The 17,421-nt window shown below is 71.4% G+C and carries 19 protein-coding genes; 7 read left to right on the forward strand and 12 right to left on the reverse strand.

Going from position 1 to position 17,421, the window contains the following annotated elements:
• Positions 1-125: 125 nt before the first annotated feature.
• Positions 126-560, reverse strand: a complete 435-nt coding sequence (locus tag MFF30_RS18940; RefSeq protein WP_238281028.1) for a hypothetical protein — start codon at positions 558-560, stop codon at positions 126-128.
• Positions 561-765: 205 nt separating this feature from the next.
• Complete coding sequence (locus MFF30_RS18945) at positions 766-1,680, reverse strand: LysR family transcriptional regulator (RefSeq protein ID WP_238281029.1); 915 nt, start codon at positions 1,678-1,680, stop codon at positions 766-768.
• 111 nt (positions 1,681-1,791) lie between these two features.
• Here MFF30_RS18945 and ycaC point away from each other — a divergent pair, with 111 nt between their 5' ends.
• From ycaC to MFF30_RS18965, 4 genes are all read left to right on the forward strand, one after another.
• Positions 1,792-2,454: an isochorismate family cysteine hydrolase YcaC gene (ycaC, locus tag MFF30_RS18950; RefSeq protein WP_238281030.1), complete on the forward strand. Its 663-nt coding sequence runs from the start codon at positions 1,792-1,794 to the stop codon at positions 2,452-2,454.
• A gap of 88 nt (positions 2,455-2,542) precedes the next feature.
• Positions 2,543-3,481 (forward strand): pirin family protein, encoded by a 939-nt coding sequence (locus tag MFF30_RS18955; RefSeq protein ID WP_238281031.1) that lies wholly within the window; start codon positions 2,543-2,545, stop codon positions 3,479-3,481.
• Positions 3,482-3,579: 98 nt separating this feature from the next.
• On the forward strand, positions 3,580-5,082 hold the full coding sequence (locus MFF30_RS18960; RefSeq protein WP_238281032.1) for an NAD(P)/FAD-dependent oxidoreductase: 1,503 nt from the start codon (positions 3,580-3,582) through the stop codon (positions 5,080-5,082).
• Positions 5,083-5,105: 23 nt separating this feature from the next.
• Positions 5,106-7,034, forward strand: a complete 1,929-nt coding sequence (locus MFF30_RS18965; RefSeq protein ID WP_238281033.1) for a hypothetical protein — start codon at positions 5,106-5,108, stop codon at positions 7,032-7,034.
• A 13-nt stretch (positions 7,035-7,047) separates the two neighbouring features.
• Here the strand turns inward: MFF30_RS18965 and MFF30_RS18970 are convergent, their stop codons facing one another.
• On the reverse strand, positions 7,048-7,764 hold the full coding sequence (locus MFF30_RS18970; protein ID WP_238281034.1) for a YoaK family protein: 717 nt from the start codon (positions 7,762-7,764) through the stop codon (positions 7,048-7,050).
• A 151-nt stretch (positions 7,765-7,915) separates the two neighbouring features.
• On the opposite strand from MFF30_RS18970, the gene MFF30_RS18975 reads away from it, so the two are divergent.
• The 3 genes from MFF30_RS18975 (at position 7,916) to MFF30_RS18985 (ending at position 9,348) form a co-directional block, all read left to right on the forward strand.
• Positions 7,916-8,155 carry a hypothetical protein gene (locus tag MFF30_RS18975; protein ID WP_238281035.1) on the forward strand — a complete coding sequence of 80 codons (240 nt, stop codon included), beginning with the start codon at positions 7,916-7,918 and terminating at the stop codon, positions 8,153-8,155.
• A 75-nt stretch (positions 8,156-8,230) separates the two neighbouring features.
• On the forward strand, positions 8,231-8,503 hold the full coding sequence (locus MFF30_RS18980; RefSeq protein ID WP_238281036.1) for a hypothetical protein: 273 nt from the start codon (positions 8,231-8,233) through the stop codon (positions 8,501-8,503).
• 275 nt (positions 8,504-8,778) lie between these two features.
• Positions 8,779-9,348, forward strand: coding sequence for a peptidase S14 (locus MFF30_RS18985; RefSeq protein ID WP_238281037.1), 570 nt, complete (start codon positions 8,779-8,781; stop codon positions 9,346-9,348).
• Positions 9,349-9,361: 13 nt separating this feature from the next.
• On the opposite strand, the gene MFF30_RS18990 is transcribed toward MFF30_RS18985, so the two are convergent.
• The 9 genes from MFF30_RS18990 to MFF30_RS19030 form a co-directional block, all read right to left on the reverse strand.
• Positions 9,362-10,156, reverse strand: coding sequence for a hypothetical protein (locus MFF30_RS18990; RefSeq protein WP_238281038.1), 795 nt, complete (start codon positions 10,154-10,156; stop codon positions 9,362-9,364).
• Complete coding sequence (locus tag MFF30_RS18995; protein ID WP_238281039.1) at positions 10,153-10,380, reverse strand: hypothetical protein; 228 nt, start codon at positions 10,378-10,380, stop codon at positions 10,153-10,155. The genes MFF30_RS18990 and MFF30_RS18995 overlap by 4 nt, the downstream gene beginning before the upstream one ends.
• A gap of 145 nt (positions 10,381-10,525) precedes the next feature.
• Positions 10,526-10,891 (reverse strand): hypothetical protein, encoded by a 366-nt coding sequence (locus MFF30_RS19000; protein WP_238281040.1) that lies wholly within the window; start codon positions 10,889-10,891, stop codon positions 10,526-10,528.
• 83 nt (positions 10,892-10,974) lie between these two features.
• Complete coding sequence (locus MFF30_RS19005; protein WP_238281041.1) at positions 10,975-11,961, reverse strand: acetamidase/formamidase family protein; 987 nt, start codon at positions 11,959-11,961, stop codon at positions 10,975-10,977.
• A gap of 13 nt (positions 11,962-11,974) precedes the next feature.
• The gene (urtE, locus tag MFF30_RS19010; protein ID WP_238281042.1) at positions 11,975-12,694 is read right to left on the reverse strand and encodes an urea ABC transporter ATP-binding subunit UrtE; all 720 of its coding nucleotides are present in this window, start codon (positions 12,692-12,694) and stop codon (positions 11,975-11,977) included.
• On the reverse strand, positions 12,691-13,401 hold the full coding sequence (locus MFF30_RS19015; protein WP_238281043.1) for an ABC transporter ATP-binding protein: 711 nt from the start codon (positions 13,399-13,401) through the stop codon (positions 12,691-12,693). Before MFF30_RS19015 ends, urtE begins: the two co-directional genes overlap by 4 nt.
• The gene (gene urtC / locus MFF30_RS19020; protein WP_238281044.1) at positions 13,398-14,513 is read right to left on the reverse strand and encodes an urea ABC transporter permease subunit UrtC; all 1,116 of its coding nucleotides are present in this window, start codon (positions 14,511-14,513) and stop codon (positions 13,398-13,400) included. Before urtC ends, MFF30_RS19015 begins: the two co-directional genes overlap by 4 nt.
• Entirely contained in the window at positions 14,510-16,147 is a 1,638-nt protein-coding gene (gene urtB / locus MFF30_RS19025) for an urea ABC transporter permease subunit UrtB (RefSeq protein WP_238281045.1), read from the reverse strand. The genes urtC and urtB overlap by 4 nt, the downstream gene beginning before the upstream one ends.
• The gene (locus MFF30_RS19030) at positions 16,140-17,366 is read right to left on the reverse strand and encodes a transporter substrate-binding protein (protein WP_238281046.1); all 1,227 of its coding nucleotides are present in this window, start codon (positions 17,364-17,366) and stop codon (positions 16,140-16,142) included. The genes urtB and MFF30_RS19030 overlap by 8 nt, the downstream gene beginning before the upstream one ends.
• Positions 17,367-17,421 lie beyond the last annotated feature (55 nt).

Genomic DNA, 17,421 nt, shown 5'->3' on the forward strand with positions numbered 1-17,421 from the left:
ACACGGTGAGCGGGATTAAGCGGAGTCTGTCAAAACGCTCGATCGCGGTCAGTTCTTGCCTGTGAGCGCGACGGTGCGGCGGGAGTTTTGGGAAGGACACGAAAGCAGGGCCCGAACGCCCCTTGTCAGGGCCCCGAATAGGGTCCCCGGAACAGGTCGCCCAAGGCCTTGCGCCGGAACAGGGTATGCCAGCGCCGGCGACGGTGTTCGGGCCGGTCGTGGTTCATGTGGCAGCGCTGGCAGAAGGCCGCGAGGTTCCGGGCCGCGTTGTTGGCCGTGTCATGGTCGCGGTGTGCGGCGGCCAGGACGACGCGGGTCGTGCGCACCGTCCCGAGGACGTCGTCGGCCCCGACCGCGAGGCAGATGAAGCGGCCCGCGCCGTCGCGCCAAGAGCCTTCCTGCCCGTCCCACCAGCGGCCATCCCCGAGGTGGAAGACGCGCTGGCCATGCGGGCGGGCGCAGACCTCGCACCGGCCCCGCGCCCGCTGGAAGCGGATGACGGCGGAAAGCTGCGGCCAGTCGATCGGGTAGAAGAAGCGGTGCTCACGCCGGATCGGCATCGGGGTCAGGCCCGTCCCGGCGACGGTGCGGCCGGGCGCGCGGTATCCCCGGCGCGGGCACGCCGAGGGTCGCAGGTCTGGTCGAGGGCTGGGGCAGGGGCGACGGGCATGCCCGGATCATCGTTCGGCGGCGCTGCCGCGGCAACCGAAAAGCGGGTGCGCCCGTCTCCGGCCGCGTCGAGGCGGCCGGCGGCGATTCCCGCGCTCACGAAGCGCCGGCCCAGGGCGCGGCGGACAGGACCTGCGTCAGGTAGGCGATCAGGGCGGTGACGCGGGCCGGACGCAGGTCCCCGGGCGGCATCACGATGTGCAGGGCGATCGGCGGCAGGGACCAGTCCGGCAGCACGCGCTCCAGGCGGCCGGCCTTCAGGTCGTCCCAGATCATGAAGTCGGGCTGCACCGCGAGGCCGAGCCCGGCCCGCAGGGCGGGGGCCAGGGCCTCGGCATTGTTCGCGCGCATCGGTCCCTTGGGCACGATCGCGGCCTCGGCGCCGTGGCCGTCCATGAAGCGCCAGCGATCCGGCGTCGGCAGGTAGGCATAGCCGAGGCAGGCGTGGTGGATCAGGTCGTCGGGATGGTGCGGCCGACCGTGCCGCTCGAGGTAGCCGGGCGTGGCCACAAGGGAGCGGCGCACGGCGCAGAGCTTGCGGGCGCGCAGGGACGAATCCGGCAGCGCGGCGATCCGCAGCCCGATGTCGAAGCCGCCGCCGATGAGATCCACGACGGCGTCGCTCAGGTGCAGATCCACCGACACGGCGGGGTGACGGCTCAGGAAGTCCGGCAGGTGCGGCGCCACGTGCAGCACCCCGAAGGACATGGGTGCTGCGAGCCGTACGAGGCCCTGCGGCTCGGACGCGCCCGCGATGGCCTCCGCCTCGGCGGTCTCGCCCTCGGAGAGGATGCGGGCGGCTCCCTCCCGTGCGGCCTGTCCCGCCTCCGTCAGGGCGAGCTTGCGCGAGGTCCGGTGGAACAGGCGCGCGCCGATGCGGGCCTCCAGGCGACCGACCGCCTTCGAGACGGTCGCCTTCGACAGGCCGAGATCGGAGGCGGCGCGGCCGAAGGAGCCTGTCTCCACCACCTTGGCGAAGATGGCCCAGGCCTCGAAATCGGGAAGACGCACGGGGTTGGTCCTGGAAACGATGCGTTTCCATCGTTTCTATTTCATAGTCAGCCGATGAGCCATACGCTGTCTTCATCGCAGGCAGACCAGCCCCGGGCGACGGAGACGACGATGAGCAAGCCCTATACCCGACTCGACCTCGACCAAGCCGTGGTTCTCCTCGTGGATCATCAGGCCGGCCTGCTCTCCCTGGTGCGGGACATCGAACCGGACCAGTTCCGGAACAACGTGCTCGCGGTGGCGGACCTGGCCGCCTACTTCCAGCTGCCCACCATCCTGACCACGAGTTTCGAGGAGGGCCCGAACGGCCCGATCATGCCCGAGCTGAAGGCGAAGTTCCCCGATGCGCCCTTTATCGCGCGGCCCGGCCAGATCAACGCCTGGGACAATCCCGATTTCGTGGCCGCGATCCGGGCGACGGGCCGGCGCCAACTCGTCATCGCCGGGGTGGTGACGGAGGTCTGCGTCGCCTTCCCGGCCCTGTCGGCCATCGCGGAGGGCTTCGAGGTGTTCGCGGTCACCGACGCTTCCGGCACCTTCAACCCGCTGGTGCGGGACGCCGCCTGGAACCGGATGTCGGCGGCGGGCGTGCAACTGATGACGTGGTTCGGCGTCGCCTGCGAACTCCACCGCGACTGGCGCCGCGACGTGGAGGGCTTGGCCGGCCTGTTGTCGAACCACATCCCCGACTACCGCAACCTGATGACGAGCTACGGTGCGCTCAAGGGCGCGATCCCGCAGGGCGTCGCTCCGCAGGGCCCCTCGGCCGCCTGATCGTTTCCCCGGCGCGCGGGGTCTGTGCCCGGCCGGGGAATCACCGCACGTTAGACCGCTGAACCCTGCTTCGAGAGGAATGACCGTCATGAGTTGGCACGGCGCGGACGATCCGATCCCGGGGGATCACTTCACCTGCGACGCGATCAAGACCCTGATCGTGCCGCGCTCGCGGGATCTCGGCTCCTTCGCGGTCCGGCGCGCGCTCCCCTCCACGGAGTGCCGGATGGTCGGGCCGTTCATCTTCTTCGACCAGATGGGCCCCTCGGAGTTCCTCCTCGGCCAGGGCATGGACGTGCGGCCCCACCCCCATATCGGCCTCTCGACCGTGACCTACCTGTTCGAGGGCGAGATCATGCACCGGGACAGCCTGGGCACCGAACTGCCGATCCGCCCGGGCGAACTCAACTGGATGACGGCGGGCCGGGGCATCACCCATTCGGAGCGGACGGGCGCCGGCCTGAGGGCCACGGGCTCCCGGCTGTTCGGCCTCCAGAGCTGGGTGGCGCTCAGCGGGCGCGACGAGGAGACCGCCCCCGCCTTCGAGCATTACGAGGCCGAGGCCCTGCCGATCCTCACCGGCGAGGGTAAGCAGGTCCGGCTGATCGCGGGCGAGGCCTTCGGGGCGAGATCCCCGGTGCGGACCTCGAGCCCGATGGTCTACGCGGACGTGGCCCTGGAGGCCGGCGCCGTGCTGCCCCTCGACCCGACCTACGACGAGCGCGCGATCTACACCGTCTCGGGGGCGATCGAGATCGCCGGGGACGGGTTCGGCCCCGGCCAGCTCCTCGTCTTCAATCCGGGCGACCGGATCTCCGTGCGGGCCACGCAGGCCGCCCGCTTCATGGTGCTGGGCGGCGAGCCGATGGACGGGCCGCGCCACCTCTGGTGGAACTTCGTCTCCTCGCGGCCCGAGCGGATCGAACAGGCCAAGGAGGATTGGCGCCAGGCCCGCTTCGACACGGTGCCGGGCGAGTCCGAGTTCATCCCGCTGCCGGAGCAGCCGGCGCCGGTGCGTTATCCTTGAAGTCGCCGCGCGCGACCGACGGGCGGGGCATCGCTTCCTTAACCAAAGCGATCGTATGCCGGAGGCACCTGTACTCCGGCCTGCGCGAGCCCCGCCCGATGAGCCACCATTCCGAAACGCTCGTGATCGGCGCCGGTCCGGCCGGCCTCACCGCCGCCTACCTGCTGGCCAAGGCCGGGCGCTCCGTGGCGGTCCTGGAGCGGGACCCCGTCCAGGTCGGGGGCATCAGCCGGACCGTCTCGCACAACGGCTACCTGTTCGACATCGGCGGCCACCGCTTCTTCTCGAAATCGAAGGCGGTGGTCGATCTCTGGGACGAACTCCTGCCCGACGACTTCATCGAGCGGCCGCGCCTGTCGCGGATCTTCTACAAGGGCAAGTACTACGCCTACCCGCTCAAAGCCTTCGAGGCCCTGCGCAACCTCGGGCTCATCGAGAGCGCGGCCTGCGTGGCCTCCTACCTGTATGCCCGCGCCCGGCCCATCGCCGAGCCCAAGAGCTTCCACGACTGGGTCCGCAACCGCTTCGGCGAGCGCCTGTTCTCGATCTTCTTCAAGACCTACACCGAGAAGGTCTGGGGGATGTCCTGCGACGACATCTCGGCGGACTGGGCGGCCCAGCGCATCAACGGCCTCGATCTCGGCGCCGCGATCCGCGATGCGCTGGTGCGTTCCCTCGGCCTGCGCAAGGCGCCGCGCGCGGGCGAACCCGTGATCAAGACGCTGATCGAGTCCTTCCGCTATCCCCGCAAGGGGCCGGGGATGATGTGGGAGGCCGCCGCCGCGAAGGTCCGGGCCAAGGGCGGCACCCTGCACCTCGACCGCGGCGTGGACCGCCTGCATTACGACTCCCGGACGATGCTCTGGACCGTGACCGCCAGGGGCGGCGACGGCACGTGCGAGACCTTCACGGCCCGCAACATCGTCTCGTCGGCGCCTTTGCGCGAACTCGCGGGCGCGATCACCCCCGCCCCGCTCAGCACCTTCCAGGCGCGGGCGCTGCAATACCGCGACTTCCTCACCGTGGCGCTGATCGCCCGCTCCACGAAGGATTTCCCCGACAACTGGATCTACATCCACGATCCCAAGGTGCAGGTCGGGCGCGTCCAGAACTTCCGCTCCTGGTCGCCCGAGATGGTGCCGCATGCCGACCACACCTGCCTCGGCCTCGAATACTTCTGCTTCGAGGGGGACGGTCTCTGGACCGCCTCCGACGAAGACCTCATCGCCCTGGCCAAGCGCGAGATCGGACAGATCGGGCTGATCCGGCCCGAGGACGTGGTCGATGCCTGCGTCGTGCGCCAGCCCAAGGCCTATCCGGTCTACGACGCGGACTACAAGGCGCATGTCGCCACGATCCGGCGCGACCTGGAGCGGGCCTATCCGAGCCTGCACCTCGTCGGCCGCAACGGCATGCACAAGTACAACAACCAGGACCACGCGATGATGACCGCGATGCTGACCGTGGAGAACATCCTCTCGGGTGAGCGCCGCTACGACCCCTGGTGCGTGAACGAGGACGCGGAATACACCGAGGCCGGCGTCTCGGGCGCCGCCGGGGCGCTCACCAGCGAGCGCCAGGTTCCCCGCCGGGCCGCCTGAGGGCACGGGACGGGGCGGGCGCGATGGCCCGGCCGGGGAAGCGGGACCGGTCGTCCGCGCCGGAGGCCGCCCCGCTCTCCACGGACCGGCGCGGTGGCGTCTGGCCAATCCTCGGGGCGGCGGGCCTGTACGGGCTCCTGCATCCCTATCGCGGCATCGACGGCGATGCCCGCCTCTACATCGGGCGGGCGCTCGCCGACCTCGACCCGGCCGGCATCGGGCGCGACCTGATGTTCGTCCATGACGGCCAGTCGCGCTTCAGTCTCTTTCCCCTCCTGCTGCGGGGGCTGGTGGAGGCTTTCGGCCCCGCTCAGGCGGCGCTCGCCGTCGGCCTCGCCGGGCTCGTGGCCTGGTTCTGCGCCGCCGCGGCCCTCGCGGCGGGCCTGGCCGGGCGTGGGCGCTGGGTCGTTCTCGCGGCCATGGCGGCGCTTCCGGCCTCGTACGGCTTTCCCGGAGTCTTCCGCGTGGGCGAGGCCCTGGCGACGCCCCGTACCCTCGCGGAGGCCGCCGTGCTCGCGAGCCTGGGGGCCTGTGCCACCGGGCGAGACCGGCTCGCGGGCCTGCTCGCCCTCCTGGGCTGCCTCGTCCACCCGATCATGGGTCTGGCAGGGATCGCGGTCCTCGCCCTCGTCCTCGCCGCGCGGGATCGGCGCTGGCTGATCGCCCTCGTCGCGCTGCCCCTGGCGGCGCTGGCCGCCGCCGCCCTGGGGCTGCCGCTGTTCGACCGGCTGTTGCAGGGGCTCGACCCCGAATTCTCCGCCATCCTACGCCTGCGCTGCGCCGACCTCTTCCCGTCCTTCTGGCCCGGCGCGGCCTGGGGGCCGATCATGGTTCAGGGGGCCTCGATCCTGATCGCCGCCACCCTCGCGCCGTCGCGGGGCCGGCCGATCCTGTACGCGGCCCTGGGGGCGGGGCTCACCGGCGTCGCCGCGTCCGCCCTCTTCGGCGACCGCTGGCCCGCGCTCCTCGTGGTCCAGCTCCAGCCCTGGCGCTTCCTCTGGCTGACCGCCGTGGTGGGGGCCGCCGCCTTCGGCCTCTGCGCCGCCGGCCTGTGGGGGCGGAGCGCGGACCGGCTCACCCTCGGCCTCCTCGCCCTCGGCTGGCTGTTCGCGGACGATCTCGTCATCGCGGCCGGCGCGGGCGCGACGGCGCTCGCGCTGCATACCGCCCTTCGCCGGACCCGGATCGATCCGACCCCCCGGGTGATTCTCGTGACCGGCGCGCTGATCGGCGTCCTGGCGGCGAGCCGGCTGGCCTTCGAACTTTCCGCGCTCTCCTGGCTCCTGAGCCATCGGGACGAGGGGGCCGAGCTCCGCCTCGGCGTGGTCCGCAACTTCTCTCTCGTGCTGACCCTGGCGCTCGTTGGCGGACTCGTCTGGACGCGGGCCGCCGGGCATCGGGGGGCCCGGATCGTCCTCGGCGCGGGGCTCGGCCTCGCCCTCGTCGTCCTCTGGGACGAGCGGACCATGACGGCCCGCGCGATCGAGGCGCGTACGGCGCTGCCCGGCTTGGCGGCGACGGTCGCGCATCGGCCCGGCGCGGTGCTCTGGCTCGACGGCGAGGCCCAGGCCTGGCTCCTGCTCGCCCGCGCGAACTGGAGCAGTAACCTCCAGGGCGCCGGCATCGTGTTCTCGCCCGTCCTGGCCCGGACCTGGGCGGAGCGGATGGATCGCCTGATCGCGGCCGGACTCGCCGCGCCGAATGACCGCGCGCCGTTCCACCCGGCCGGCCCCCGCCGCCCCGACACCCCGCCCGCCGCCGCAGTCGCGATCCTCTGCGCCGCGCCGGATGCGCCGGCCTGGATCGTCGTCCCCTTGCGGGAGCGCCAGGATCTGCCCGGAAACGCCGGGATCTTTCCGCTCGCCGCACCCGTCGTCACCGCGCGCACCACGCCGGCGGGCGTGTCCTGGCACCGGACGGTGGCCTATGGTCTGCTCCCCTGCCGGGGCTGACGGCGCCGGGCTTTCAGGAGCGCAGCAGGACGGTCAGTCCGCACAGGACGGCGATCGGGAGCGCGACGCAGCCGAACGACCAGGCCGCGACGCCGAAGGCGCCCGCCAGGGCGCCGAGCGCGAAGGCGAGCACCGCCGGCAGCATCCGCCGCATACGCAGGCGGGCGGGCCCGTCCAGCGCGACCGCGCCGCGCGCCCAATCCACGAGGTCGATCACGGCCTGGGTGACGTTGATCGTCATCACGGTGGTGGCGGCCAGATGCGGCAGGCCGAGGCGCCCGATCGCGTTCTGGACCCCCATCGCGGCGACGCCCAGCATGCCCACCGACACCGCCGCGACACCGTCGGGCGAGCCCAGCGGCGTGAGGGCGAAGCCCGTAAGGCCGAAGCCCGCCAGCAGCAGGACCTCGAGGACGAGGAGCCAGGGCAGGGGCGCGCGTCCGCGCCGTTCCAGGCCGAGGGCGAGCAGGCGCGCGCCCGCCACCGCGAGGACGAAGGCCGGCAGCGCGAGGAGTTTGGCGACGACCCCGGACGAGGTCGAGACGAGTTCGGCGCCGATCATCACGAAGTTTCCCGTGACGTGAGCCGTGAACAGGCCCGCCAGGGCGATGAACGCCGCCGCGTCGACGAAACCCGCCACGAAGGCGAGGCCGGTTCCGGCGTAGAAATCCTTGTCGAAGGCGCGCCGCGTATCCGCCTGGGCCGCCCCGGTCTCCGGTGTCCGTGCCATCTCGTATTCGCCCGGTCATGCTGTTCGGAATGACCGGTTGTCTGGCCGAAAGCCCGGCGAAGCGGAAGTGGCGGGGCGGACACCTCGTGCGAAACCTTGCCGCTGTCGCGGATCGACATGAACCGGGAGCGGTGCCGCTCGTTGTGTGAAGATGACCCGTACCCCATCCGATCCGAACCCCATCGCGCAGGCCCGTCATCGTGAACTCGCCATCGAGCACCTGCTCTTCGGCACCATCCAGCATCTCGCCCGGCAGAACCCGGACCTGCTGACGGCGCTCGAGGGAAGCCTCGATCACCTCTGGGACAAGGCCGACGACGAGACCCGGGACGACGAGGCCGTGCGCGATGTGGCCCGCCGCTTCCTCAAGAGCCTGCAGGCCGAGCGCTAGGACGAGCGCGGGCCGGCACCGATGTCACCGGAGGCGTTCCCGCAGCAGGGCGCGTTCCAACCGCAGGAGGTTCTCATGTCCGCATCCCTCGTCCGCCATGCTCTCGTGGCGGCTCTCGTGTTCGGTACGTCCGGTGCCGCCCTCGCGCGCGGTGGCGGAAGTGGCGGCGATGGCCTGTCGCCCTACGCGGCGCTGAGCGGCAACGACCGTTCGGCGGGCGTGAACAACGGGAATTATCGGTCCCCCGCCCTCGATCCCTATCTCGGGGCCTACGAGGGGCGTTACGACCGCCCGGTGCGGGAGCGCTACCGCCCGAGCCGGCAGCCCTATTACGGTTATCCGTACTGACGGGTGCTTCCGGCCCTGCGGTCGATCCGAGCCGAATGGAGGGATCTGGGCGTGCCCTGAGGCCTCGAAGTCCAATCCTCCGGGATGCGACTGGCGGCCGATGGTGCGTGACCGGATCGCGGTGATGAACCGTGTCCGATCCGCGATGCCCGCGTGAGAGGCCTTCGCCGCGTAGATCGGTTCCGCGCAACGGAATATGCGCACGCGCCGATCCATCGCCGCGTTGCCGCGTTCACCGTCGGAACGGCCGCGATTCCCGCCGCCGGGAGCCTTCCATGGACACGAACCGCCTACCCGCCTCCGCCTTCGGAGCGCCTGCCGTCCTGCTTTCCGGACCCGTCGACCACGAGATGTACCGGAATTTCCGGAGCCAGCTCGATGCCGCCGTCGACCGTGACCTCGTGGTGGTCGAACTGACGACGCTGGGCGGCGACCCCGAGGTGGCCCGGATGATGGGCGAGGACATCCGCTTCAACACGGATCTCTCCCCGAACCGTCGCTTCGTCTTTCTCGGCAAGGCCGCGATCTACTCGGCCGGCACCACCTTCATGAGCTTCTTCGCGCGGCCCAACCGCTATCTCACCCGCGGCACGCGCCTGATGATCCACGAGCGCAAGCTCTCCAAGGAGATCAAGCTCAACGGTCCGCTAACCACCTGCATCGCCTCGGTGAAGGCGGCCCTGCACGAGATCGAGTGCTCGATCGAGATCCAGAACGAGGGCTTCGCCAACCTCGTCCGCGATTCGCAGGTGAGCCTGGACGAAGTTCTCCGGCGGGCACCGGAGAACTGGTACATCGAGGCCGATCGCGCACAGGAACTCGGCCTGATCGAAGCCGTGCTCTGAGGCGGCCTTCCCCTCAGCGGGGGGACAGGTCCGGATGCGGATCGTCCTCGCCGTGCGCGTCCCCGTGCGGCTCGCCCGGCGTCACCGCCGTGCGGGCGGCCCGCCGGCTCAGGGCGCGCTCGTTCGCCTCCTGACCGCACTTCTCCACGTGGACCACGCGGTTGACGACCTGGAGGTTCGGCGCCCCCCAATAGTCGAGGAGGGTCGGCCACGGGGCGTCCCGGTGCTCGCGCCAGACGCGGTAGAGCGGTACGCGGTGGTCGACCTCGGCGGTCTTGAACAGACGTTTGCCCGAGGCGGCGCAGCGGTGGCGCTGGCGGGCCTTGAGGGCCTTCACCTGGTCGCTCGGCGCCACCCAGAACTTCCAGGCGGTGACGCAGGCGGCGTGCCAGCGGGCATTCTTGTTCGGTGCGCCCACGTCCCAGAGATCGCGGTGCCAGCCGAAGCGATAGACCGGCTGCCCGCAGATGCAGCAATGCCCCTTGCCCCGAGCGTGCGCGGGCTCTCGGAAGGGCGAGGGCGGCAATCGGAAGGTCGCCGCGAGGCCGGAATCCTTGCCCGTGCCCAGCCGCCACGTCCAACCCTCGGGATGCCCCGAGCGTGTGGCGAGGGCGCGGGCGAGGCGGTCGGCGCGCAGGAGATGCGCGCGCCAGTAGCTCTCGACCGCCAGGCGCGGCGTCGGCGGGATCAACGGGCGCGCCAGCGCGTGCTGGAGCACCGGCGCCGGAAAGCATGCCGGCAGCGCCCGCTCGAGGCGCGTGCGGGCCGCGACGTTGCGCGTCGCCCGCCATTCGGAGGCGGTGCTCACGCCTCGCTGAGAACGTGGTCGTCGGCCGGACGGACGGCCGTCACGGCCGCCTGCGGCGGCCGGCCCGCCACGGCGTCGGCGAGCCGGTTCAGGCGCCGGCCGAGATCGACGACCTCGTTCAGCGCGATGGACTTCTCGCCGTTCTTCACGGCGCGGGTGATGTCGCTCAACTGCAGCTTGGAGATGCGGAGCAACTCGGCGGCCAATTGGTCTCGGGTCATCATGCGGTTCGCGGGGTTCCTGTCGTCGCGGATTGTCGAGGCGTAAGGCTCATGGGTTACCGAGGCGTTGCGGTTGGCCATCGCCCGCCCGGTCCGGGCGGGGCCGGGATCGCGCCCTGGCCGAGTCTCGGGCCCTGATGGCGTCCCTTCAGCGTTCGAGGACGCCGAACCACGACGCGACGGGATCGATGACCCCGGCTGCCACCGAGGCCGCCCACGCCCTGGCCCGTTCCGTCAGGCCCCGGCGCCCGCCCCGGCCGCCACTGGACGGCTCCGCGCGCATCGCAGCGGCGACATAGGCGTCCTCGCCCGCCCGGCACTCGTCGAGGGCGCTGCGCTCGGAAGCGGCCCTGCTCTGGGTCCTGGGCTGGCGCCGGAACGCCTCCCGCACGCAGTCGTGCCATTCCTGCTCCAGGGCGGCGAGATCGTCCGGCGGAGCCGACGACATCCCGGCCGCCGCGCCCTCGCCGGCGAGTCCGATCGACAGGAAGGCGGTGAGGACAATCATGCGCATGGCGCGCTTATGGCCGATTCGGCCGTCGTCCGCCAGGAACGTAAGAGCAACATCGCCGAGGCATCGGGGTCGCGCGGACCCGTTCAGCGGCCCGGCGTGAGTTCCGCCCTCGGGCTCTGCGCATCCGGCCCGGACAGGGCGCTCTTCGGCATCAGCATGTGCACGCCCTTGTTGCCGTCCACCGTCTGGGTGATGCGCAGGTTCCCGGCCAGCGAGCACAGCATGTAGGCCTGGTTGCGGGTGAGGCCGGTGCGTTCGCAGACGAGGCGTACCATCTCGCGCACGGCCTGGCGCATCGCCTCGTCGAGGCTCTCGTGCAGGCCGATCGACATCAGGTCCGTGGGCGTTTCGGCGAAGGGCCAGGCATGGCCCAAGTCCTTGCGGACAGTGAGGCGAAACGTGCCGGTCAGGCCGGTCTCCAGGGCGGTGATGCAGACCTCGCCGTCGCCCTGCACGCCGTGGCCGTCGCCGGCGTAGAAGCCGGCGCCCGGATTGTAGACCGGGAGGTAGAGGGTGGTGCCGACCTTGAGTTCCTTGTTGTCCATGTTGCCGCCGAACCCGCGCGGGACCGGGGTTCCGACCCGCCCCCAGGCGGCGGGCGGTGCCGTGCCCATGATGCCGAAGAACGGATCGAGGGGCAGCTCCGTGCCCCAGGGCAGCACGGCGACGCCGCGGGCGACGTCGATGTCGGGGTGGATGGTCTCGTAGTCGGTGAACTCGTCCGGCAGGGTGCCGAGGAGCGGCAGGATCGCCACGAAGCCCCAGTCCATGCGGAATTTCAGATCGAGGATGTCGACCTGGAGCATGTCGCCGGGCTCGGCGCCGCGCACGTGGACGGGACCTGTGACGAAGTGGGGCCCGGGCCCCTGCGCGAGGGTGTCGAGGGCAAGGCGGTAATCGGCGGGCACGCGGGCGGGATCGGGGTGGAGCGATTCCCGTCCCCCCGCCGGAAAGGAGTGCAGCGTCACGGTATCGCCGGAGGCGATCGCCAGCACCGGGGGCAGGGCGGCGTCGAAGTAACCCAGGACCATGTTCTCGGGGGTCGTGGGAATTTCGTGATGCGTCGGCATGCGGGCTCCTGTGTCAGACGGCGATGTGCCGGGAAACGGCGTCGTGGTTCAGGTCCTGGCGCAGGCCCTGCTCGACCACGGCGCCGCGCGAGAGAACGATGAAGGCGTCGGCGAGCCGGATCGCGAAGGCGAGGTACTGCTCGACCAGGACCACGGTGATGCGGCCCTGGAGCCCGGCGATCACCCCCTCGATGGCCGAGACGATGGAGGGTTGGATGCCCTCCGTCGGCTCGTCGAGGAGGAGGATGCGCGGCCGGGTCGCCAGGGCCCTGGCGATGGCGAGTTGCTGTTGCTGACCGCCGGAGAGGTTCCCGCCCGGCCGGTGCCAGAGTTCGCGCAGGGCCGGGAACAGCGCGACGGCCTCGTCGACGGCCCCGCTCCGGTCCAGGCCGTGGGCCCGGGCCGCGACCCGGAGGTTCTCCGCGACGCTGAGGTCGGCGAAGATCTCCCGGCCCTGGGGCACGATGGCGAGGCCCGCGCGGGCCCGCCGGTCGGAGGGCATCCGCGTGATGTCCGCGCCGTCGAGGGCGACGCTTCCCCGAGTCGTCGGGATGAGGCCGGTGAGGCAGCGCAGCAGGGTCGTCTTGCCGGCCCCATTGCGGCCGAGCACGGCCAGGCAGGCGCCGGGCGCGACCGCGAGGTCGATCCCGCGTAGGACCTGGGCGCTGCCGTAATGCTGGTCGAGCCCCGAAACCGCGAGGCCGGCCGGAGGCGGGGGGAGGGGCGTACTCATCGGCCGAGAAACACCTCGATCACGCGGGCATCGGCCCGCGCCTGCGCCATGCCGCCCTCGAACAGGGTCCGGCCCTCGTGCAGCACCGTGACCCGGTCGGCCACCGCCTCGACGAAGGCCATGTCGTGTTCGATCACCAGGATGGCCCGGTCGGGCCGGCGCAGCGTCCCGATGATTTCGGCCGTGCGGGCCGTCTCGGCGTCCGACAGGCCGGCCACCGGCTCGTCGAGGAGGATCACGCGGGGCTCGGAGGCCAGCACCATGCCGATCTCCAGCCACTGCTTCTCCCCATGGGCCAGAGCGCCGGCCGGCACGTCGGCCCGCCCTTCGAGACCGGTCTCGGACAGGGCCGCCGCGAGGCGGGCGCTGCGCGTGGCCGCCGGGCATCCGGGCCCGCAGCCGAGACTGAGGTTCTCGCGAACGGTCAGGGCCGGGAAGACGCTCGGCTTCTGGAACTTGCGGCGCACCCCGGCCCGGGCGATCTCGGCCTCCGAGCGCTTCGTCAGGTCGAGGCCATCGCCGAGGTGGATACGCCCGGATTTCGGCCGGGTGATCCCCGTGATCGCATCCAGCAGGGTGGTCTTGCCGGCCCCGTTGGGACCGATCACCGCCCGGACCTCGCCTGGATCGACGGCGAGGGAGAGCCCGTCCAGGGCCCGGAAGGCGCCGAATACGACCGTCAGACCGTCGATGACGAGGGCGCTCACGGACGCGGCCCGCCGCGCCGGAGCCAGGTCGGCTTCAGCCGCAGGGTCGCGAGGTCGAGGAGCCCATTGGGGAGACCGAGGACCACCGCGAGGACGAGGCCCGAGAGGATGAAGGGCCAGGCCTCGGGCAGCGCCGCACTCAGCCAGAACTTGAGGGCGTTCACCGCCACGGCGCCGATCACCGCGCCGCTGAGGCGGCCCATGCCGCCGATGGCGACCCAGACCGCGATCTCGATGGACAGATCCGGGCTGAGCACGCGCGGATTGATGATGCCGACCTGGGGCACGTAGAGGATGCCGGCCAGGGCCGCGATGGCGGCCGAGAGGCACCAGATCCCGAGCTTGAGGCGCGTCGTGCCGTAGCCGAGGGTGCGCAGGCGCGCCTCGTCGTCCCGGCAGGCCAGCATCCGCCGCCCGAGCGGGCTCGCCACCAGGGCCCGCGCCCCGGCCAGGACGCCGGCCAGGGCGACGAGCGTCGCCACGGCGAGGCCGGTGGCGATCCCGGGCGTGCCCATGGGCCAGCCGAACAGGACGTCGAAGCCCGTCATCCCGTTGTTGCCGCCGAGCCCGGTGTCGTTGCGGAACATCAGCAGCATGGCGACGTAGACCAGCGCCTGGCTGATGATCGAGAAGTAGACCCCGTTCACCCGTGAGCGGAACGAGGCGAGGCCGAACGCGAAGGCGACGGCGACGGCCAGCCCCAGCGCGAGCGCCAGGGCATAGGGCGCGCTCGTCAGCCCGGTCCAATAGGCGGGCAGGCTCTTCCAGCCCATGAACTGCATCAGGTCCGGCGCTCTGCCCGTGACCGCGTAGGCATGGGCCAGGAGGTGCATGGCGCAGACGTAGCCGCCGATGGCGAAGAACAGCCCGTGTCCGAGGCTGAGGATGCCGAGATAGCCCCAGACGAGATCGAGGGAGACGGCCAGGATCGCGAAGGCCGCCAGTTGCCCGATCATGTTAACGAGGTAGGGGGCCGGCTGGAGCAGCACGAGGCCGAGGGCCGAGGCCAGGATAAGGCCGACGAGGCCCGCGAGCAGCAGGTCGCCCCCGAAGACCGGCCCGATGCGCCGGGCCGCCGGGATGCGAGGCGACAGGTCCACGGCGCCGCTCATCGCCGCCGCCGCACGGCGAACAGCCCTTCGGGCCGTCGCTGGAGGAACAGGATGATGCCGGCCAGCACGATGACCTTGGCGGCCACGGCCCCGTAGAGCGGCTCGATGAGGACGTTGGCGCCCCCGATGCCGAGCGCCGCCACCAGGGTCCCCACCACGGTGCCGACGCCGCCGAGCACCACCACCATGAAGCTGTCGACGATGAAGTTGGCGCCCATGCCGGGATTCACGCTGTAGATCGGGCAGAGGGCCACGCCGGCGAGGCCGGCCAGCCCCGAACCGAAGCCGAAGGCGAGGCGGTCGACCCGCCGGGTGCGGATGCCGAGGCAGGCGGCCATGTCGCGGTTCTGGGTCACGGCGCGGATATCGAGCCCGAGCGGCGTCCGCTTCAGGATGACGAGGGTCAGCACGAGGGTGACGGCCGCGAAGGCGATGGCGAAGAGGCGGTTCCAGGTCACCACGAAGTCGGCGTAGAGCGGCACGCCGCCGCTGACGTAGGACGGCATCGAGAACTGCAGGTTCTGCGAGCCGACCGCGACCCGCACCCCGTTGATCAGGAACAGGCTCACGGCCCAGGTGGCGAGCAGGCTCATCAGCGGACGCCGGTAGAGGTGGCGCAGGATCAACGCTTCGATGGCGATGCCGACCCCCGCCGAGGCCAGGAACGCGACGGGAATCGCGACGAGCAGGTAGCTGTCGAGCCAGGCCGGTGCGAGGCGCCGCAGGGCCTCCTGCACGCCGTAGGTCGCGTAGGCCCCGATCATGATGAACTCGCCCTGGGCGAGGTTGATGACGCCCATCAGGCCGAAGATGATCGCGAGGCCGGCGGCCGCCATGAACAGGATGCTGGCAAAGCTCAAGCCGTTGTAGAGCACCGCGAGGCCGTCCCCGATGGACACGGCGCGCTCCACCCGGGCGAGGGCGGCATCGAGGGTGGCGCGGAAGGCGGGATCCGTGCCGTAGGCCGGGTCCGCCTTCAGGGCGGAGAGCCGCGAGCGGGCCGCCCCCGAGGGCGCCTCCGAGACCGCGCGGATCGCCGCGAGACGGCGGGCCGGATCGGCGGAGGACAGGGCGGCGGATTGCGCGACCGCCGCGAGGCTCAGCCTGAGGCCGGGATCCGTCTCGGCGGAAGCCGCGCGCAGGAGGAGCGCTTCCGGCACGGCGGCGATGCGGCGTTCCAGGGTGGCGAGACCGGTCCGGCGCGCCTCGACGCCCGGCGCGGTCAGCAGGACCGCCGCCCCGGAGGCGGTCTCGACGAGGGCGCGCTGGCGCAGGCCGAGCACCGGCGAGCGCCCGCCCGCTGCCGGCCGCGCCGCTCCGGTGGCCGCATCGACGCCCTCGGCGGCGCCGGCGCGATCGAGGAGCAGGGCGGTCTCGCCGAGGCAGGCGAAGCGCCGGTCGAGGAGGGCGCGCAGGGCCGTGCCGGCCCAGGCGACGTCACTGGTCTCCGCCTCCGAGGCGATGCCGAGGAAAGACTCGACGGACCTCGTCTGCGCCGCGCCGTCCCCGCACAGGGCGGCCGCGAAGGCGCCGCGATCGAGGGGAGCGGCGGTCGCGAGGGCTGGCTGCACGACCAGGCTCGCGATCCAGACGAGGAGGCCGGCGAGCCCGAACCGTCCCGGGCCCTCAACCATACGGGCTGAACGGCACGGGCTTGGGGGCATCGGGGGATTGCCAGAGGATGTCGAAGCCCTGCTTCTCGTTGACCGAGCCGATGAAGACGCCCCGGGCGACGTAGTTGTTCTCGCTCCCCATGGTCAGCGTGTAGCCGGACGGGTCGGCGAAGCTGAGACCGGGGAAGGCCTTGCGCACCTCCGGCACGTCGAAGCTGCCCGCCTTGGCGGCGGCGAGCGCCCAGAGCTGGACGCTGTCATAGGCCGAGACCATGGGGTCGATGACCGTGTCGGCGCTGAAGGGGACGCCCTTGGCCTTCACGTAGGCCGCCCACTCGGACAGGAACCGCGTGTTGGCCTCGGCCTTGGCCGCCTGGAGATAGGCCCAGCAATTCAGGTGGCCGACGAGGGGGGCGGTGTCGAGGCCCTCGAGATCGGCCTCCACCATGTCGAGGCCGAGAATCGGCACGTCGGTGGCGCGGATGCCCTGATTGGCGAATTCGCGCAGGAAATCGGGGATCGAGGAGCCGACCACGGTGAGCACCACGATGGGCTGTCCGCCGGGCTGCGCGGCGAAGCTGCGGATCTGGTTCACCAGGGTCTGGAAGTTGGAGAAGCCCAGCGGCACGTATTCCTCGCGCCACGCGGTCTCGGGCACGCCCTTGGAGGTCCAGTAGGCCTTCAGCTGCTTGTTGATGGTGCGTGGCCAGACGTAGTCCGAGCCGATCATGAAGAAGCGCTTGGCGCCGACCCCTTCGGCCCCCATCAGGTAGTCGACCGCCGGCAGCACCGAGCTCGCCGGGGGCGAGTTCACGTAGACGATGTTCTTCGAGTTCTCGTCGCCCTCGAAGTGGAGCGGATAGAACAGCAGCCCGTCGTTCTGCTCGACCACCGGCAGCACGGACTTTCGCGAGACGGAGGTCCAGCAGCCGAACAGGGCCGCGACCTTCTCCTGCTGCAGCATCTGCCGGCCTATCTGCGCGTAGAGCGGCCAGTCGGAGGCCGGGTCCGAGGTCACCACCTCGATGCGCCGCCCGTTGACCCCGCCCTTCGCGTTGATGCCGTCGGCGGCCATGCGCACCACGTGGTTCAGGCGCCCTTCGAGATTGGCCATGGTGCCCGAGGACGAGAACAGGCAGCCGAGCTTGACCGTGTCGGCCGCCCAGGCGGGCCTGATGAGGGCGGGAGCGGCCAGGGCCGCCGTGGTGCCCAGAAAGTCGCGTCTCGTGAATCCGACCATCGTTCTCGCCTCGTCCCGTGACCGGCGGATTGTCGGAGGTGAGGGGCCGGGGCGG

This window comes from Methylobacterium goesingense (genome assembly GCF_022179225.1).
Classification (GTDB): Bacteria; Pseudomonadota; Alphaproteobacteria; order Rhizobiales; family Beijerinckiaceae; genus Methylobacterium; species Methylobacterium goesingense.

Bases quoted from the DNA above. Each gene is read 5' to 3' on its own strand.
- MFF30_RS18975 (WP_238281035.1), top strand. From the start codon at position 7,916: ATGACCCGTACCCCATCCGATCCGAACCCCATCGCGCAGGCCCGTCAT.
- MFF30_RS18940 (WP_238281028.1), bottom strand. From the start codon at position 560: ATGCCGATCCGGCGTGAGCACCGCTTCTTCTACCCGATCGACTGGCCG.
- MFF30_RS18980 (WP_238281036.1), top strand. From the start codon at position 8,231: ATGTCCGCATCCCTCGTCCGCCATGCTCTCGTGGCGGCTCTCGTGTTC.
- MFF30_RS18995 (WP_238281039.1), bottom strand. From the start codon at position 10,380: ATGATGACCCGAGACCAATTGGCCGCCGAGTTGCTCCGCATCTCCAAG.
- urtC (WP_238281044.1), bottom strand. From the start codon at position 14,513: ATGAGCGGCGCCGTGGACCTGTCGCCTCGCATCCCGGCGGCCCGGCGC.
- MFF30_RS18985 (WP_238281037.1), top strand. From the start codon at position 8,779: ATGGACACGAACCGCCTACCCGCCTCCGCCTTCGGAGCGCCTGCCGTC.
- MFF30_RS19005 (WP_238281041.1), bottom strand. From the start codon at position 11,961: ATGCCGACGCATCACGAAATTCCCACGACCCCCGAGAACATGGTCCTG.
- ycaC (WP_238281030.1), top strand. From the start codon at position 1,792: ATGAGCAAGCCCTATACCCGACTCGACCTCGACCAAGCCGTGGTTCTC.
- MFF30_RS18955 (WP_238281031.1), top strand. From the start codon at position 2,543: ATGAGTTGGCACGGCGCGGACGATCCGATCCCGGGGGATCACTTCACC.
- MFF30_RS19030 (WP_238281046.1), bottom strand. From the start codon at position 17,366: ATGGTCGGATTCACGAGACGCGACTTTCTGGGCACCACGGCGGCCCTG.
- MFF30_RS18970 (WP_238281034.1), bottom strand. From the start codon at position 7,764: ATGGCACGGACACCGGAGACCGGGGCGGCCCAGGCGGATACGCGGCGC.
- urtB (WP_238281045.1), bottom strand. From the start codon at position 16,147: ATGGTTGAGGGCCCGGGACGGTTCGGGCTCGCCGGCCTCCTCGTCTGG.
- MFF30_RS18960 (WP_238281032.1), top strand. From the start codon at position 3,580: ATGAGCCACCATTCCGAAACGCTCGTGATCGGCGCCGGTCCGGCCGGC.
- MFF30_RS19000 (WP_238281040.1), bottom strand. From the start codon at position 10,891: ATGCGCATGATTGTCCTCACCGCCTTCCTGTCGATCGGACTCGCCGGC.
- MFF30_RS18965 (WP_238281033.1), top strand. From the start codon at position 5,106: ATGGCCCGGCCGGGGAAGCGGGACCGGTCGTCCGCGCCGGAGGCCGCC.
- urtE (WP_238281042.1), bottom strand. From the start codon at position 12,694: ATGAGTACGCCCCTCCCCCCGCCTCCGGCCGGCCTCGCGGTTTCGGGG.